We start from the raw sequence: 17,159 nt of genomic DNA on the forward strand, positions 1-17,159 counted from the left end.
TTCGCTATGAGACAGGGGTCTTCAACCCCTGTCGGACTCCAAGTCAAACGAGAGATTCGATCGCAAATATGAATACTCCTGAACCTGCATTAACTAAAACAGAATTAAGAAAATCGCTCCTCAACACCCGCAAATCCCTATCAGCACAAGAATGGAGACAAAAGAGCGATCGCCTCTGCAATCACCTGCAAAACTCGCCCCTATTCACCCAAGCAAAAACAATCCTCGCCTACTTCAGTTGTCGCCAAGAAGCAGATTTAAGCCCCCTATTTGTAACTCCCCGCAAATGGGGATTTCCCCGCTGTGTCGGCAAAGAGCTATCCTGGCACATCTGGCAGCCCGGAGATGCTTTACATACTGGAGCTTATGGCATACTCGAACCACTGGCGGATGCTCCTAAAATAGACCATTCAGAAGTAGATTTAATGCTCGTACCCGCAGTAGGCTGCGATGTTCGCGGCTATCGCTTGGGCTACGGCGGTGGCTATTACGATCGAATGCTCAGTTTAGCTGAGTGGGAATCAAAAGTTACGATCGGCATTATCTTTGAATTTGCCTTGCTCGCCCAACTACCAGTTGACTCCTGGGATCTACCGCTGCACGGCATTTGTACAGAAAGCGGTTGCAAAATTGCACAGCGAAAATCTTAAACGGGCATAAACAAATTAATTTTCCGCAATTATGCCTATATCCTCTTAATCTAGAATCTAGAATCTAGAATCTAAAATCTAAAATCTAAAATAGTATGGCCCAGCGCTACGTTCGAGTTAAAACAACACAAGGACACATTCATTACGGTTTACTGCAACTTAGCCACAGCGTTCAAGTATTTGATGCACCGCCCTGGTTACAAGGACAACCAACCGATTTGGAACTTTCACCAGATACTTACCAAATTCTCGCCCCGTGCTCTCCCTCAAAAATTGTAGCCGTAGGCAAAAATTATGTCGATCACGCCGCCGAGATGGGAACCCCAGTACCGGAAGAACCCCTGCTGTTTTTCAAGCCTCCGAGTGCTGTCATCCCTGCTGGTGCAGCGATTCGCTATCCGCAGCAGTCGGAAAGGGTAGACTACGAGGGAGAATTGGCCCTGGTAATTGGCGAACATTGTACCAACTGCACTCCCGAACAAGCACACAGCAAAATTTGGGGCTATACGATCGCCAATGACGTAACAGCCAGAGATTTGCAAAAACGGGACAACCAGTGGGCGAGGGCCAAAGGGTTCGATACATTTTGTCCCTTGGGGCCTTGGATTGTCCGCGAATTGAGTCCCGCTGCACAGTTGCAGACTTTTGTCAATGAGAGCGAGCAACCGGTACAGTCATCCCAGATCGATCGCATGGTATTTTCCCCAGACTTTCTCGTCTGCTACATCAGTCAAATAATGACCCTCGTTCCCGGCGATGTGATACTGACTGGAACGCCGCAAGGAGTAGGGCCGCTACAAATAGGCGATCGAGTCCGCATCGAAATTGAAGGCATCGGCAGTCTTGAAAATACTGTCACTCATTAGTTATGGGTTATTTGTGAGGACACGGCGAAAGCCTTTGTCCCTACGGGGAGGGCTTGGAATCTGCTGTATAATATCAATTAGCCCGTCAATTTTCACCAACTTTGAAATAGGATCGTTAGCCCATGCAACTCGAAGACTATTTTGACTTTCAGCGGCCAGATGATATTCGGGTCAAAGGGACGCGAATCGGCATTGAAACTGTTCTATATGATTTCATTCATCGCGCGCGCACTCCTGAACAAATTGCTCAAACTTATCCATCTCTTAACTTGGAACAAGTTTATGCTACTATCCTTTACTATCTGCACAATAAAGAAGCCGTTAGTAACTACATTGCTGATTGGTTGGAGTGGAGCCATCAGCAACTTAAAGCACAAGAACTTAACCCTCCACTTGGTATTGTTAGACTGCAAAAACTGAGCTCGGAAAAAAAATCCCAACAAATCATCAATGAGTCTCAATTATCTGTTGGATGAAAATGTAGATCCTACCTATAAAGCTGAAATCCTTACAGGCAATCCAAATTTGATAATTTGGTGTGTAGGCGAACCAGAAGCTCCGAGTCGGGGAACTTTAGATCCAGAAATTATTAAATGGTGTGAGGAATATAACTTTATATTGGTGACGAATAATCGTAAATCCATGCCCGTGCATTTGACAGACCATTTGGCTGAAGGTCATCATATTCCGGGCATTTTTATCCTCAATTCCAAGTTGAGTATTGGACAAAATATTCGGCAATTAATTTTTATTGCTGAGGCATCTTTTAATGATGAATATCAAGATCAAATAGTTCATCTGCGAGAGATTGTTTGAATAATTTTGTCTCATTGATAAGTAGAAGGAAGTTCGGCAACGGATTTTGTAACGGATGTAACGGATGTAACGGATTGACCGCAGAAGGTAGAAGGTAGAAGCTAGAAGAGAAATAAAGGGGGTATGTTACCAGGATTTGGTATAAACCCTATGATTTTCCCGATCGGCAAAATGAACGATTTGGCGAGGCTACAGTCAACGCCCTATCGAGATTTCACCTCAGTTTGACAATCATAGGGATAACAACTAAGCTGTGGAGCATTTAAACCATTCACTATCCAGGTAAGGTGCGTCAGGCGCGAACACTTACGCCGACTTGGGACACACTTCTGTACGCTCCGCACCCTACTATCTTCTTTTAAATGCCGAACAGCTTAACAACTGTCAACTACCAACTACCAACTGCTTTCCTGACTAACGAACCTGCATATAAACAGCATCCGAAAGCGGAGGAATCTCTGCATAGCGTCCCAAAAGTGACTGCACGACGGCATAGACAAATGCAGCCAAAGCGCCCAAAAACACCATGTTATACAGAGTTTCCGCAATAAATGCGACTTGTAAGCCGTTAGAAAAAATCGGCAAAACCAGACCGCACAGCATCAAAACAATGTCTAAAAGAATCGCCTGCATCGCATTAAAACGAATGAAGTGACTGATGTTTTCGTTTCTAACTACTCCTAAATACAGAGCAAAGAAGATAATCAAGCTAGCAAAGGGCAAACTATAAATTTGCATCAAAGGAGCTAGCGGTATCAACAACAGTTGCAGGACAGGAAACTGTGTAAACAGAAACCTGCCAAAGGCAAGCCCGTCAACCAACGGGAGCAAATAAGGCAAAGAAGCAAAAATCCGGTCTGGAACAGTTGTAGACCCGCGCCAAGTCATAATGAACTCTCCTGAGTCGATCGGTGAACTATTAATTCCTATTAAAATCAGCATAACGCAGCAGGCTCAGTTCCGACCCGCCCGGAATTTGCTCATTGGTGGGCGGATAGCAGCCTCAAGTACCAGATGCAGGGCAACTTAGATCGAGTCGCATTAATAGTCACCATGCCCCAGGCCCCATGCCCCATGCCCCATGCCCTATTTGGCCGATGATTATTTAATATTGGCAATGACGAAGCCCATTTGACACTCGTACCGATCGGGCAAATTTTCCGTAGGTTTAGCAACTGGATGGCCGCAGCGAAGCTCTCCACCGCTCCAGCGCGGTTGGCCAGTGCGATCGGCCAGCAAACAACTTTGGCAAACACACTGAGGGGCAAGCATCTGATTTTCCATTAAAATGACTAACATTTGATACCTCCGGCAGGTTTCACACCAGTAATTTCATTGTATGTCAGGAGTTGGGGACAAACGGCTTAACCTGAACACAACGTAATATTTATATCAATGGGGCGAAATCCGTAGTACGGTATAAGATCCCCAATTCCCAATCCCAAAATTGTCAAGAGGTTGATTATTGTGACGGACACTAACTTAGAATTCCTTTCCAAAACCGATCCGCTGATTGCCGATTTAATCGGGCAAGAGCTGCAGCGGCAGCGAGACCACCTAGAACTCATCGCCAGCGAAAACTTTACCTCCGCAGCCGTAATGGCAGCTCAAGGCTCAGTGCTGACCAATAAATACGCCGAAGGACTGCCAGCGAAACGCTACTACGGCGGCTGCGAATTTATTGACGGCATCGAGCAAATTGCGATCGATCGCGCCAAACAGCTATTTGGAGCCGCTCACGCCAACGTCCAGCCCCACTCCGGCGCTCAAGCCAACTTTGCAGTATTTTTGAGCTTGCTGGAACCCGGAGACGGAATAATGGGCATGGATTTGTCCCACGGCGGACACTTGACCCACGGTTCGCCCGTCAACGTATCCGGCAAGTGGTTCAAAGCTTTTCACTACGGCGTCAGCCAAGAAACAGAACAGCTCGACTATGACGAAATTTTGGCACTGGCCAAAGAAAACCGACCGAAATTGCTAATTTGTGGCTATTCAGCATATTCGCGAATTATCGACTTTGAGAAGTTTAGAGCGATCGCCGACGAAATCGGAGCCTACCTGCTCGCCGACATCGCCCACATCGCCGGGTTAGTCGCCACAGGGCACCACCCCAACCCCCTCCCCCACTGTCACGCAGTCACCACCACCACTCACAAAACCCTGCGCGGCCCCCGTGGTGGCTTGATTATGACCAATGACCCGGAATTAGGTAAAAAGTTTGACAAAGCAGTTTTCCCCGGCACTCAAGGTGGGCCCTTAGAACACGTCATAGCGGGCAAAGCAGTAGCTTTCGGCGAAGCATTAAAGCCTGAATTTAAAACTTATTCCGGTCAAGTAATTGAAAATGCGCGCGCTTTAGCGGCACAGTTGCAGCAGCGGGGTTTAAAACTCGTTTCCGGCGGCACGGACAATCACTTAATGCTAGTTGATTTGCGATCGGCAAATATGACAGGCAAACAAGCGGACCAATTAGTCAGCGGTGTGAATATTACTGCTAATAAAAATACCGTGCCTTTCGATCCGGCATCTCCCTTTGTCACCAGCGGTTTGAGACTCGGTTCGCCGGCGATGACCACCAGGGGAATGGGAACAGCAGAATTTACCGAGATTGGCAATATTATCGCCGATCGCCTGCTAAATCCAGATGATGAAAGCGTCGCAGCAGACTGCCTGCGTCGAGTAGCAGCACTGTGCGATCGCTTCCCGTTATATCCCCACTTGTACTTGAAAGTGCCGGCATTAGCTTAATTTTCCTGATCGGCAATGGGAAATTGGTAGTTGGAAGTGTACGGGTAAAAGGGTAAAAGAGCAGGAAAAGATTGAGAGTTGCCGGTAGCGATATTGAAAAGCGGTTTTAACCAAAAATATCGATCGCCAATACGGTTTTTAGTAAAGATATTTGTCGGGCGGGGCTGGTTTGACTAACGGTATTTGTCGGTTGCGAAAGATACCGATCGACTGGGCCCGCTCGCCAAATATCGACTTTTTTGCTCGCGAAAAAGTCGCTATTTCAAATCGTTAATTCGAGAGTTATGAATGAAAAACCTGACAATTCGCCCCAGGGCAACTGCCATTGCGGCAAATCTCCGACTCCCAAACCCCCAGTCGCTCTTCAAGATGTTTCCTTGTTATAAGCCATCTGAAATGTAGTAGACTCTGCCTGACAGCCTAATTGCCCCGCACTATTTAAAATTGATTTCAGATGCCGTACCAGTATCTGTACCACATACTCGCTTTTCTGGTTTCTGCGCTCGTCGTCCTCTGGAGTACACCAATAGTCAAAAAAATTGGTCTCAAAAGCGGGCGAGTCGATCGGCCAGGCGAGCGAAAAGTCCACAAGCGCCCTATGGTGCGTTTGGGAGGAGTTTCCATCTTTCTCGGCACTATCACTGCCCTCTTATTTGTCTGGCTCTGTGGAGGCTTCATCGATGCTAACGGACAAGTTCTCAATCCCAAAGACGAATACGAAATTTGGGGAGTCACCCTCGGCGGCATCGGATTCTTCCTCATCGGTTTAGCAGACGACTTATTTTCGCTCTCGGCCTTAAAACGCTTGCTCATGCAAATTGGCGTATCCAGCATCGTTTGGTACGCGGGCGTACAAATTGAGTTTCTCACAGTTCCCTCCTTGGGACTTACTAATATTGGCTGGCTGAGCTTGCCAATTACCGTGATTTGGCTCGTCGGCATGGCCAACGCCATCAACTGGATTGATGGTTTGGACGGTTTAGCTGCCGGAGTTTCAGGGATTGCAGCAGTTGTGATGCTGATTGTCAGTCTGGCGATGCACCAACCGGCGGCGGCCCTGATTGCAGCGGCTTTAGCTGGCGGGACATTGGGATTTCTGCGCTACAACTTCAATCCGGCTCAAATCTTTATGGGAGATGGCGGGGCTTATTTTATCGGGTTTACTCTCGCTGGAGTGGGAGTAATTGGGTTAGTTAAAACTACGGCTGTTACTTCTGTGTTGCTGCCATATTTAATTTTAGCTGTACCGATTTTAGATATGTCGGCGGTGATTCTCGATCGACTTCGCAACGGCAAGTCACCGTTTATTGCTGACAAGCGCCATCTCCACCACCGACTTCTAGAAGCCGGACTATCCCATCGATTTGCGGTTTTATTTATTTACTCACTGACACTGTGGGTGGGAAGTTTAGCCCTAGCTTTTTCGCTTCCCAGCGGCGTAATTTACGCTATGGGTGCAACAAGTTTGCTGGGATATGCTAGCTGGAAAGTTTGGAGACACGCTAGGTGAAGGAAGAAGGAAGAAGGAAGAAGGAAGAAGGAAGAAGGAAGAAGGAAGAAGGAAGAAGGAAGAAAAATAATTTCTAATGCCTAATTCCCCATGCCCAATGCCCAATGCCCAATGCCCAATGCCCAATGCCCCATGCCCAATGCCCAATGCCCAATGCCCAATGCCCCATGCCCAATGCCCAATTCCCAATGCCCAATTCTCCAATCTAAAATCCAAAATCTAAAATCTAAAATTGAATGGTTGCTGAAATTATTTGTGTTGGCACTGAATTGCTGTTAGGCGATATTCTTAATAGCAATGCCCAGTTTTTAGCCAAAGAATTAGCGAGTCTGGGAATCCCTCACTACTATCAAACAGTGGTGGGGGACAATCCAGAACGTATCAAACAAGTGTTAGAAATCGCCGTCAGTCGATCGCAGCTTTTGCTTTTCACCGGAGGCCTGGGCCCCACACCAGACGACCTCACAGTCGAAACGATCGCCGATTTTTTTGGGGTTCCCCTCATCGAAAAGCCGGAAATTATTGCAGATATCGAATACAAATATGCCCAGCGGGGACGCACCATGAGTCCCAGCAATCGCAAACAAGCTTTAATTCCAGAAACTGCGGACATTCTGCCGAACCGCAGCGGTTCTGCACCGGGCATTATTTGGCAGCCGGTTTCTGACGTGACAGTAATGACATTTCCCGGCGTACCGGCGGAAATGCACTTGATGTGGCAAGAAACCGCCGTTCCTTACCTGCAAAATAACGGCTGGTGCAGCGAAACTATTTACAGCCGCACATTGAAATTTTGGGGGATTGCTGAGTCGGCATTGGCGGAAAAAGTAGATAGTTTTCTGAATTTAACTAATCCTACTGTGGCTCCCTACGCCAATCACGGCGAAGTCAAACTGCGGATTTCGGCCCGCGCGGAGTCCTCCGTGGCGGCGAAAAACTTGATTGAGCCGATCGAACAACAATTGCGGCAAATTGCCGACTTAGACTGTTACGGTGCTGATAGCGATACCCTCGCTTCCACTGTCGGCCAATTGTTGCTGGATGCGGGGCAAACTCTTAGCGTGGCTGAATCCTGCACGGGAGGTGGATTGGGGGCGATGCTGACGGGTGTTCCCGGCAGTTCGAGCTACTTTTTAGGCGGGATTATTTCTTACGACAATCGGGTTAAGGAAGGATTATTAGGTGTGAATCCCCAAGATTTAGCCGAATTTGGGGCAGTCAGCCACCAAGTGGCAAAACAAATGGCTGCGGGAGTTCGCGCCAGCCTCAATACAAATTGGGGATTGAGCATTACAGGCGTCGCCGGGCCCGGAGGCGGCACAGATGCTAAACCTGTCGGACTGGTTTATGTCGGTTTAGTGGGGCCCGACGGTGACGTAGAAAGTTTTGAATACCGCTTTGGGGATGCCAGAGGCCGCGAGTGGATTCGGAATCTGAGTAGCTGTACGGCGCTCGATCGACTCCGGCGTAAATTATTGTTGGCAAAAGCGTAGAAAAAATCCTACGATTGGTCAATTGTCAACAGTTAACCGTAAGCTTAAGTTTTATTTAACACTCTCTACTCCGATATAATTCGGCAATTTTCCTTTTGCCTCTTGATTATCTGTAAAGATTCGTTATGATAATAAGATAGGACTGATTGGCCAATATACTGACTCTCTCCATTGCTCAAAATATCCAGCAAGCGAGAAAGCAAGTTTGACCTTTGGTTTGAAGGTCGTGCTTGCTTATTTTCAGATATTTAGCCGTCGGTTTAGCAATCTAGACTATAAAAAAAGGAGCTATCCGTTCAATGGAAGACATTGAAAAGGTGCTGGAAGAAATTAAAGAATGGGTTCGCAAGCTGATAGAAGGACTGCTGAGTCCCGATCCTGAACCGGAACTCGAACCGATTCGTATTCCTGTCAACCAACCGAGGAATCGCAGGTAGTCGGGACTGCATTAGAAGTTTGAGGTTTAAGGTTTGAGGTTTGAGGTGGCAGACGGGTTCTAAATCCCATGTCAAAACTCTCATAATTTTTGTTGCGCTGGAAATTTTAAAATTGTTAAATATCCTGGTACTTCACGGCCCTAATCTGAATCTATTGGGTCAGCGAGAACCTGGAGTTTATGGTTCTGCGACTTTAAATGATATCAACAAGTTGCTAGAACGAGAAGCGCAAGCCCTCCAGGTGCAAGTCTCAATTCAGCAGTCGAATCATGAAGGGGTGTTGGTGGATGCAATTCACTCGATGTTAGGGCAGCACCAAGGCTTATTGATTAATGCTGGAGCTTATACTCATACGAGTGTGGCAATTAGAGACGCGATCGCCGCGGTGAATATCCCTGCGGTAGAAGTTCATCTGAGCAATATTTACCGGCGGGAAGCTTTTCGGCATCACTCGTTTATCGCAGCGGTGGCGATCGGGCAAATCAGCGGTTTTGGCTCAGAAAGTTATCGGCTGGGGTTGCAAGCTCTAGTTAGTTACTTGATTAAAAATTAAAAATTTACCGATTGTAGCGATCGGATGAGGGCAGGTTTTAGATGGAAAACCAGCCCTTATATGTTTGGGTTGAATTCAAATTAATCACAAGAGTTAGGCAAAGAAGCAAACCAGGAAGAACTCTAAATTACCAATTACCAATTACCAATTACCAAAGAACGGGGTTTAAAGCCCCGTCCTTATAGGACGGTTTTAATTTCTTAATTGTCCTAATTTTCTCAGATGTTGTGGTATAGTATAATAAGAATAACACAGGAGAGAGAGGCATGAAAGCGCGGTATCGATACAGATTTTCTCCTAGTACGGAACAAAAAATTAGCTTAGCTAAATTGTTTGGTTGTACTAGAGTAGTCTGGAATGATGCCCTAAGAATTTGCAAAAACTCTGCCAAAAAACCTAGCTGTGCAGACCTGCAAAAAATTGTAATAACTAAGGCAAAAAAGACTGAGGAGAGAGCATGGTTGGGAGAAGTGTCGGCGATTTGCCTCCAACAATCTGTCTCTGATTTGGAAACAGCTTTTAAGAATTTCTTGGATTCTTGTAAAGGAAAACGTAACGGAAAAAAAGTCGGCTATCCAAAGTTCAAAAAAAAGACAAACAGCCAATCCGCCAAACTAACCAAAAACGGTTTTTCGTTGAGGGATGATTATGTTTACCTTGCAAAGATTGGCAGAGTTAAGCTGATTTGGTCTAGGGAATTGCCAGACCATCCAAGCTCTTTAACTATAATCAAGGATTGTGCAGATCGGTATTTCATCAGCTTTGTAGTAGAGGATGATCCCGAAGAAGTCGAAGCTAAGAACCACAGCGTCGGCATTGATTTGGGCATTAAAACCTTCGCTGTAATGAGTGACGGGACTAAAGCTGTAAGCCCTGACTACAAAGTGTTAGATCGCAAAATTCGCAGATTACAGCGTAAACTTTCCCGTCAAAAACTCGACTCTAAACGGCGGAATAAAACCCGACTGCAAATAGCTAGACTGCACAACCGAATTGCTGACACTAGAAAAGATTTTTTGCACAAACTATCAACTAACTTGGCTAAGGATAATCAACTTGTCATTTTAGAAGATTTGAATGTAGCAGGAATGGTAAAAAATAGGAAGCTATCAAGGGCAATTAGTCAGCAAGGTTGGGGTGAGTTTAGGGCTTTGTGCGAGGGAAAATGTGGGAAGTATGGCAGAGAGTTCAAAGTAATTAGTCGCTGGGAACCTACCAGCCAAGTTTGCTCAGATTGCGGGTTTAAGTGGGGGAAAATAGACCTCTCTGTGCGTTATATACTCTGCCTCAATTGCGGTACTAACCAAGACAGAGATGAGAACGCCGCCAAAAATATAAATAAAGTCGGGATAGGGCATTGCCACGACTCTAAATGAACATGGAGACGCTCGTAAAACTACTTCGGTAGTATCGGTCAATGAAGTGTTAAGAATCCCCGCGCTTTTAAGCCGGGGAGTATGTCAATAACAACTTGAGTTAAATTCAAATGCGGCATTCCCTGTTGAGCAAGTTTCAAGGAACCATCCTGGGGGCAGTTTTAGGAGACTCTCTAGGCCTGCAATACCAGAGGCAACTCGTGGGTATTCCCCCCCAAACAGAAGACTTGCAGCCGATTTTACAACTGACGAAACACCAACAATTGACCCTAAGAGGGGCAACATTGGTGTTGAATTCTGTCAACAGTAAAATCCCAAGTGGCAAAGACTCATCCGCATCCGGGAGACTTGCGGTAGCGTGTGTTCAAAGTTTAATTCGGTGTAGGGGTTTAGATTTAAAAGATTGGCGCGATACTTGGGAAGCATTTGCCAAGTCGGAAATCTATCATCCCCGCAACAGTGAGTTTCAAACCCTGCTTAACCCTGGTGAAGCTGCAATTGCTGCGCTGCCATCCGCGATGTTTTTTCACGAAAATAAAGCCAAGCTGCGAGAAAAAATCATGCTGGCGATAGAGGTTTGGCACAACGAAAACCAGCCAGAATGGGAAACAGCAATTTTAGCAGTAGCATATACGATCGCCCGAGCTCTCAAAGAAAGACTTGACCCCGCGACAGCGATCGAGCAAACACTTGCCTACCTGAAAACAGAGAATGCCTTAACAGAGCTGCTGCTGCAAGTGCAAATACTACTAGAAAAGGGAGCCGATTTAGAAACAGCCGCCACTCATCTGTGCAAAAGCGCCACAGCTTTGCGAGAAAGACAGGGCGAAGGTGAGAAAAAATTACAAACCGAGTCAATTGTCAATCCAGGAAATTTCATTCCCATTGCCTTAGCTTTCTACTGCTTTTTGAACACCCCAGAAGACTTGCGCTTGTCAGTGGTGCGGGCAGCCCGCTGTGGTATAGCCGGACAAATAACCTGTGCTTTGACAGGAGCTTTGTCTGGAGCCTATAACGGCGTTGCTGCGATTCCTGTAGAATGGCGACAGGTATCTTCGGCTGAGGTTAATTCGCTGCAGCTAGCCGACGGCCGAGAACCTTCGCTCTGGGGAACTGGCAGCGATGTAAAAATTGTAGAGTTAGCAAATAACCTGTTTGCTGTTTGGGCAGGAGTTTACAGCCCCGATGCCGGACTCGATTCCGCAGCGCTAGCCCGATCGGTGGCTGCACCTTATGTCATTAGACCTCGTAAAATATAAAGGTTGGAGCTTTTACTGGTAAGGGCTGAAGATTCAGCCAGGGTAGTTCGGATAAAATCAATCAAGATGCATAGTCAGAAATTCTGACAAAGCTGCTGGATAACAGTGATATATCTTCGACACAAATGAATACGCTCTCCTCATTGATGCGGCAGATTGAGCAGCTAGGGGCTGCGCGCTCACTGCGCCAACACATTGCTAAAGTGCAAAATGGCTGCAGCAAAGCAGATACCGAGCGCGCTGGCGGGCCTCTCCTGAGCCGTTTGTCGCGCCCGAAATGGCTTCTTCCCGAGACTTTTACTACTAGATTTACAAGTAAAACCTCCAAATCCAGCCTCAAAAATCAAGCTCGTTCCCCTATGTTGGCGCTGGTAGCGGTAGTTTCCCTAAGCAGCACTCTGGGCCACCGCTTCTACAACCAGCCGAAACTGGATGTGGGGACGAAAGCTCCTCAGACGATTAAGGCTCCTGCTACTGCTAGCATCCCCGATTACAAAACTACTGAAGAACAGCGGAAAGCAGCGCGGATCGGGGCTGTAGCGATATTAATGCTGGATTCTGCGGTCGATCGACAAATTTATCAAGAATTGCAACAATTTTTGCAGCAGGGAAGCGAGCTGCGGGAGGCGGTAGGCCCGTTTCCGTTTGCGAGTCCCTCGGCCCTCTCACTTGCTGTTCAGGTTTACTTGCGGGGCTGTCCTGAGTGGGAGTGGCGCTGGATTTTGGCGCAAGCGGGGGACAAAAGTGCAACTTCCGAGCGGTTGAGCTTGGATTCCCCCGCAGTTGCTGGGCAGACGGAGAACCAGTCTCGGCAGGAGGCTATCGCTCAACTGCAAGCTTACAGCCGATCGCTCCCGGCAGCAGACTTTCAAAGCCTGACAGACAGTATTTCCTCGGCTCGCCAACGCTATCTCAATGCTGTGGAGGCGCTGGAAAAACCGTCGGTTTCCGGGCTACCCCAGATATACGATACTTCGCTGTTTGGTTTGTCGGAGGCAGTGTGGCAGAAAACCCAAACCGGTATGAGTCGGGCGGCAAAAAGGATGGTGGCTCAAGGTATCCCGCAGGGCTTGCCAAAAGAGATTTTGAAAGAAGCTGTGAAGCTGCAAGTGGCAGATGAAGTGCCGTTAGAGTCCCAAGCTTTGGCGGTTGAGGGTTTAACAGCGATTTTGCAGCCAAATCTGGTGAGAGATCCCGAGGAAACCAAACAGCTAGCTGAATTAGCAGCCCAAAAGGTGAAACCGGTGATGATCGCAGTAGATCAGGGCGAGATAATTGTTGCACAAGGACAAGATATCTCGCAGGAAGATTTCGTGTTGCTCGACTATTTTGGTTTGAGCCGGCGGGGGGTGAATTGGCTGGGGCTGACGGGTTTTGTTTGTTTAGTCGCGGGGGCAATTGCGATCGTACTGCTGGTGGAAAGGCACTACCGGTTGCGCCGGAGAGATCATTTGCTATTGCTGCTGCTGACTTTGAGCGCGCCGGTGCTGGTGAGTTTGGGCCTGCCTTGGACGAGTTTGCCCGCGATCGGGATTTTAGCGGGTGGCTTCTACGGTTCGGCGGTGGGAGTGACTGTGGTGGGGCTGCTGTCGGCGCTGCTGCCCGTTGGCTTAAATGTGGACTTGATTCATTTGGTGGCTAGCGGGGCGGGGGGATTGCTGGGCGCTTTTATGGCCGGGCGGCTGCGATCGCGCGAGGAATTGGCTCTTTTGGGTGTGGCTGTCGGCTTGACTCTGGGCACGGTTTATCTCGTGGGGACTTTGATTGCCAGCGCGGCAGCCGGTGCTATTTGGTACGTCGTACTGGGTACGGTGGGCGCGCAAAGTTTGGCGGGTTTGGCTTGGAGCGTTGTGGCGATCGGCATCAGCCCTTATTTGGAACACGTTTTTGACTTGATTACGCCGATTCGGCTGGCGGAACTTGCCAATCCCAACCGCCCGCTGTTGAAGAAATTGGCCGCCGAGGCTCCGGGGACTTTTCAGCACACGCTGTTTGTGGCGAGTTTGGCGGAGGCTGCCGCCCGGGAACTCGGCTGCAATGTTGAGCTGGTCAGGACTGGGACATTATACCACGATATTGGAAAAATGCACGACCCGCTCGGATTTTGTGAAAATCAAATGGGTGGGGGCAACAAACACGATGAAATTAATGACCCTTGGGCGAGCGCGGAGATTATTAAAAAGCACGTTACCGAGGGTTTGGTGATGGCGCGGAAGCATCGATTGCCGAAGGCAATTCAGGCGTTTATTCCCGAACACCAAGGTACAATGTTAATTGCTTATTTCTACCACCAAGCGCAGCAAATTGCTGCAAAAGAAATAGAAGATTTAAAGATTGCTTTGCCAGATGCGGATAATTCAAAGTTAACAATCGCAAGTCGCCAAGTGAGGGAGGAGGATTTTCGCTATGACGGGCCGATTCCGCAGTCGCGCGAAACGGGAATTCTGATGCTGGCGGATTCTTGCGAGGCTGCTTTGCGATCGCTCAAGGATGCTACTCATGAAGAGGCGTTGAATATGGTTAATCGGATTTTGAGGGCTCGCTGGCAGGATAATCAGTTGATTGATTCGGGTTTAACGCGGGAGGATATGTCTCTAATTGCGGAGATTTTTGTGCGGGTTTGGGAACAGTTCAATCACAAGCGGATTGCTTACCCTAGTGCAGTTTTTACTCCAAGGTAGGAGGAAATTTTTAGTTAGGGAAAATCAGCTCGCATTTCAGTTGTGAATGAGATTTCATTGCGATTTGCCCCGCGAATAGCCATGCACTTCAGCATTGTCGCTGACAATTACCACAGGTGGTTTGATTCCTCAAAATTCCGAAGAGTCGATATCTCTTTCGCCGGCTAGGTGCGATCGCAATTTTTGCCAGTCTGGGGCATCGATCGCATTTGCAAATGCTACGATCGTATCTACGACCGCAGCGCGATCGATAATCCAGCGGATGTCTTGCAGTTCGTACATAAAAAATAAATTTTGTGAGTTGTGAGTTCAAAAGATTTTAATTTTTAACCGCAGATGAACGCGGATAAACGCCGATTTTTTGTGTTGATTCTATCCTTTGACTCCCGCAGCAGTTTCTGTTGGCACAATGTATTTTTGCAAGAGCAAAAATAGTCCTAAAACTGGAACAATAGAAATAATAGAACCCGCCGCAACTAAACGCCAATCTAAAGAAAATGTCCCTGCTAAATTGGCTACCCCTAAAGGTAAAGTGTAATATTCCGGTCTGTCTAAAACTAGCAGTGGCCACAGAAAGTCGCTCCAAGAACCGATAAATACGAAAATTCCTAGGGTAACTAAAGCTGGCTTAATTGCCGGAATCATGACGTGCCACCAAATGCCTAATTCGCTGCAGCCGTCGATGCGGGCGGCTTCTTCTAGTTCTTTGGGAACTGCTAGAAATGCTTGTCGTAATAAAAATATGCCGAAGGCTGAGGCTAGTCCGGGAAAGATTACGCCTAAATAACTATTTTTTAGTCCGAGTTGTACAGTCAATATGTATAGGGGAATCATGACTATTTGGAAGGGAATCATGATTGTGGAAACGATCGTGATTAAGATGGCTTCGCGGCCGCGAAATTTGAGTCTGGCTAAGGGGTAAGCGGCGAGGGCACAAAAGAGGACGTTGATGCTAACTGTGAGGCCGGCTATTAGGGTGCTGTTGAATAGGTAGCGGCCGAAGGGGTTTGTTTGCCAAACTTTGATGAAGTTTTCGAGGGTTGGCTGTTGCGGCCACAGTTGCGGGGGAAATTGAAAGATGTTTTCGTTGGGGGATTTGAGGGAGGTACTGAGCAGCCACAGCAAGGGAAACAGCATTAAAAGTGCGATCGCGCTCATGATGCTGTACGTCCACAGGGTGCTCCACGGTGAGGGAGTGTGGTTTGGGGAATTTGGTTTTTTAGTTTTGAGATTGTTCATGGTTGGGATATGATAATAAGTCCTTGCTTCGTGAGAAGCCTTGTTGTCCATAAGGGGATTATTGCCATGAAACCGTTTATTTACGAAACTATGTACATTCTGCGCCCTGATTTGGGTGAGGAAATGACAGACCAGGCGATCGCTAAATATCAAACTATTTTGCGCGATCAAGGTGCTGAAAACATCGAAACTCAGCACCGCGGCAAGCGCCGTTTGGCTTACGAAATCGGCAAGCACCGGGACGGAGTATACGTTCAAATGAACTATACAGCTCCGGGCGCTGCAATTTTTACCCTGGAACGCGCGATGCGTCTGAGCGAAGAAGTGATTCGCTATTTGACGATCAAGCAAGATGTGCCAGATGCACCTGAAGCGGAAGCGGAAGCTGAAGTCGCCGAGTAGGAGTTCGGTGAGTATGTCAAGTAGTACCAGTCTACTGTTTGACGATTAGGGCCGCTTATTCCCCGGCACGCCTTTCTTTCTTAAGGGCTACCCTGTACACACAACTTGAAAAACTAACGTCAGAGGCTTTCGCTCCCCCTGGCATCCTCCTGAAAAAGACGCTAGGGGGATCTTTGGAATTGTGGGTACAGCATAGTTTCTAAAGGGCGGGACTTGATGTTAATTGAAATTATAGGTGAATGGGCGATTGTTTTTCTAGGGGAGGACGATCGCTCTTTTTTGTGGGGAGGCTGCTGGGACTTAATCTATTTTTATCAACAAAGAAAGCTCGCTTTTTGAGGAGAGCGAGGGCGATTCACTTTGGCTCAACTCTATCTAGTTGACTACAAAAAACTTGACTGTGCTTGAGCATAGCTGCTTAATCATTGTAAATCTAATTGTGATCCGCTACTTATTAAATTTACTGTTAACTAAGGCAAATTCGACTTTCTTGAGAGGCAAAATTCTGCATCTATAACTCTGAACCAAACTATAAACTTATTTTGGCACTTGGCAATTAAGCTGTTGTGCATTTAAATTGTATATTTCGAGTCCCGATCAAAAATCGTCAAATCCTCTCCCCCGATCCCCATCGGACCCTCTCCCTCTCTAATACCATAGGCAATCTAGATGCAACACAGCTTAGGTAGCCGCTAAAATGTGGCTCTTAGCCCTCTTAAGTGACTCTGGGAAAATAAAAATAAGAGCCAAATTTTTAACTGTAGATATAGCGAGAATTTGAGCGTTTATTTTCTAACAGAATGGCCCAAATCAGGATTTTTGGTAAAAGTCTTATGCTATAAGCCTTCCAGATTATTTTTTGCCTAAAGTGACAGAATAGGGTTAAACGAGGATAACCCTAACCCTCTTCTGTCACCCTGGGAAAATAAAAATAAGAGCCAAATTTTTAACTGTAGATATAGCGAGAATTTGAGCATTTATTTTCTAACAGAATGGCCCAAATCAGGATTTTTGGTAAAAGTCTTATGCTCTAAGCGTTCCTGATTATTTTTTGCTGAAAGTGACAAAAGAGGGCTAATTTTCCTATCCATTCCAAAACCTTGTTCTAGGCGGGGATACTGTACTT

At 47.1% G+C, this 17,159-nt stretch carries 17 protein-coding genes; 13 read left to right on the top strand and 4 right to left on the bottom strand.

Features of this window, described 5'->3' with window-relative positions; genetic code table 11:
- Positions 1-68 precede the first annotated feature (68 nt).
- The 4 genes from QT990_RS17635 (at position 69) to QT990_RS17650 (ending at position 2,332) form a co-directional block, all read left to right on the top strand.
- Positions 69-650, top strand: a complete 582-nt coding sequence (locus QT990_RS17635) for a 5-formyltetrahydrofolate cyclo-ligase (RefSeq protein WP_333465575.1) — start codon at positions 69-71, stop codon at positions 648-650.
- 95 nt (positions 651-745) lie between these two features.
- Positions 746-1,516, top strand: a complete 771-nt coding sequence (locus QT990_RS17640) for a fumarylacetoacetate hydrolase family protein (RefSeq protein WP_333409332.1) — start codon at positions 746-748, stop codon at positions 1,514-1,516.
- A gap of 122 nt (positions 1,517-1,638) precedes the next feature.
- Positions 1,639-1,992 carry a DUF433 domain-containing protein gene (locus QT990_RS17645; RefSeq protein ID WP_333143794.1) on the top strand — a complete coding sequence of 118 codons (354 nt, stop codon included), beginning with the start codon at positions 1,639-1,641 and terminating at the stop codon, positions 1,990-1,992.
- Positions 1,967-2,332, top strand: a complete 366-nt coding sequence (locus tag QT990_RS17650; RefSeq protein ID WP_333143793.1) for a hypothetical protein — start codon at positions 1,967-1,969, stop codon at positions 2,330-2,332. The genes QT990_RS17645 and QT990_RS17650 overlap by 26 nt, the downstream gene beginning before the upstream one ends.
- A 414-nt stretch (positions 2,333-2,746) precedes the next feature.
- On the opposite strand, the gene QT990_RS17655 is transcribed toward QT990_RS17650, so the two are convergent.
- Positions 2,747-3,220, bottom strand: coding sequence for a Tic20 family protein (locus QT990_RS17655; RefSeq protein ID WP_333143792.1), 474 nt, complete (start codon positions 3,218-3,220; stop codon positions 2,747-2,749).
- A 213-nt stretch (positions 3,221-3,433) separates the two neighbouring features.
- Positions 3,434-3,631 (bottom strand): hypothetical protein, encoded by a 198-nt coding sequence (locus QT990_RS17660; protein WP_006631916.1) that lies wholly within the window; start codon positions 3,629-3,631, stop codon positions 3,434-3,436.
- Positions 3,632-3,799: 168 nt separating this feature from the next.
- Between QT990_RS17660 and glyA the strand changes: the two genes are divergently transcribed.
- The 8 genes from glyA (at position 3,800) to QT990_RS17700 (ending at position 14,392) form a co-directional block, all read left to right on the top strand.
- Positions 3,800-5,083, top strand: coding sequence for a serine hydroxymethyltransferase (glyA, locus tag QT990_RS17665; protein ID WP_333409333.1), 1,284 nt, complete (start codon positions 3,800-3,802; stop codon positions 5,081-5,083).
- A 454-nt stretch (positions 5,084-5,537) separates the two neighbouring features.
- A complete protein-coding gene (locus tag QT990_RS17670) occupies positions 5,538-6,593 on the top strand; it encodes an MraY family glycosyltransferase (protein ID WP_333409334.1) in 1,056 nt (351 codons plus the stop codon).
- Between the two features lie 236 nt (positions 6,594-6,829).
- A complete protein-coding gene (locus QT990_RS17675; RefSeq protein ID WP_333409335.1) occupies positions 6,830-8,086 on the top strand; it encodes a competence/damage-inducible protein A in 1,257 nt (418 codons plus the stop codon).
- A 299-nt stretch (positions 8,087-8,385) separates the two neighbouring features.
- Entirely contained in the window at positions 8,386-8,523 is a 138-nt protein-coding gene (locus QT990_RS17680) for a hypothetical protein (RefSeq protein WP_333081027.1), read from the top strand.
- A gap of 112 nt (positions 8,524-8,635) precedes the next feature.
- Entirely contained in the window at positions 8,636-9,076 is a 441-nt protein-coding gene (gene aroQ, locus QT990_RS17685) for a type II 3-dehydroquinate dehydratase (protein WP_138920973.1), read from the top strand.
- A gap of 266 nt (positions 9,077-9,342) precedes the next feature.
- A complete protein-coding gene (locus tag QT990_RS17690; protein WP_333409336.1) occupies positions 9,343-10,452 on the top strand; it encodes a transposase in 1,110 nt (369 codons plus the stop codon).
- A 110-nt stretch (positions 10,453-10,562) separates the two neighbouring features.
- Positions 10,563-11,711, top strand: coding sequence for an ADP-ribosylglycohydrolase family protein (locus QT990_RS17695; protein WP_333109543.1), 1,149 nt, complete (start codon positions 10,563-10,565; stop codon positions 11,709-11,711).
- A 125-nt stretch (positions 11,712-11,836) separates the two neighbouring features.
- A complete protein-coding gene (locus tag QT990_RS17700; protein ID WP_333109541.1) occupies positions 11,837-14,392 on the top strand; it encodes an HDIG domain-containing metalloprotein in 2,556 nt (851 codons plus the stop codon).
- A 129-nt stretch (positions 14,393-14,521) separates the two neighbouring features.
- On the opposite strand, the gene QT990_RS17705 is transcribed toward QT990_RS17700, so the two are convergent.
- Both QT990_RS17705 and QT990_RS17710 read right to left on the bottom strand, forming a co-directional pair.
- On the bottom strand, positions 14,522-14,674 hold the full coding sequence (locus QT990_RS17705; RefSeq protein ID WP_333143788.1) for a hypothetical protein: 153 nt from the start codon (positions 14,672-14,674) through the stop codon (positions 14,522-14,524).
- 90 nt (positions 14,675-14,764) lie between these two features.
- On the bottom strand, positions 14,765-15,682 hold the full coding sequence (locus QT990_RS17710) for a carbohydrate ABC transporter permease (RefSeq protein WP_333300754.1): 918 nt from the start codon (positions 15,680-15,682) through the stop codon (positions 14,765-14,767).
- 15 nt (positions 15,683-15,697) lie between these two features.
- Here QT990_RS17710 and rpsF point away from each other — a divergent pair, with 15 nt between their 5' ends.
- Complete coding sequence (gene rpsF / locus QT990_RS17715; RefSeq protein ID WP_015176119.1) at positions 15,698-16,033, top strand: 30S ribosomal protein S6; 336 nt, start codon at positions 15,698-15,700, stop codon at positions 16,031-16,033.
- The last annotated feature ends 1,126 nt before the right edge of the window (positions 16,034-17,159 follow it).

The organism is Microcoleus sp. T3_B1, from assembly GCF_036700445.1.
Lineage (GTDB): Bacteria > Cyanobacteriota > Cyanobacteriia > Cyanobacteriales > Microcoleaceae > Microcoleus.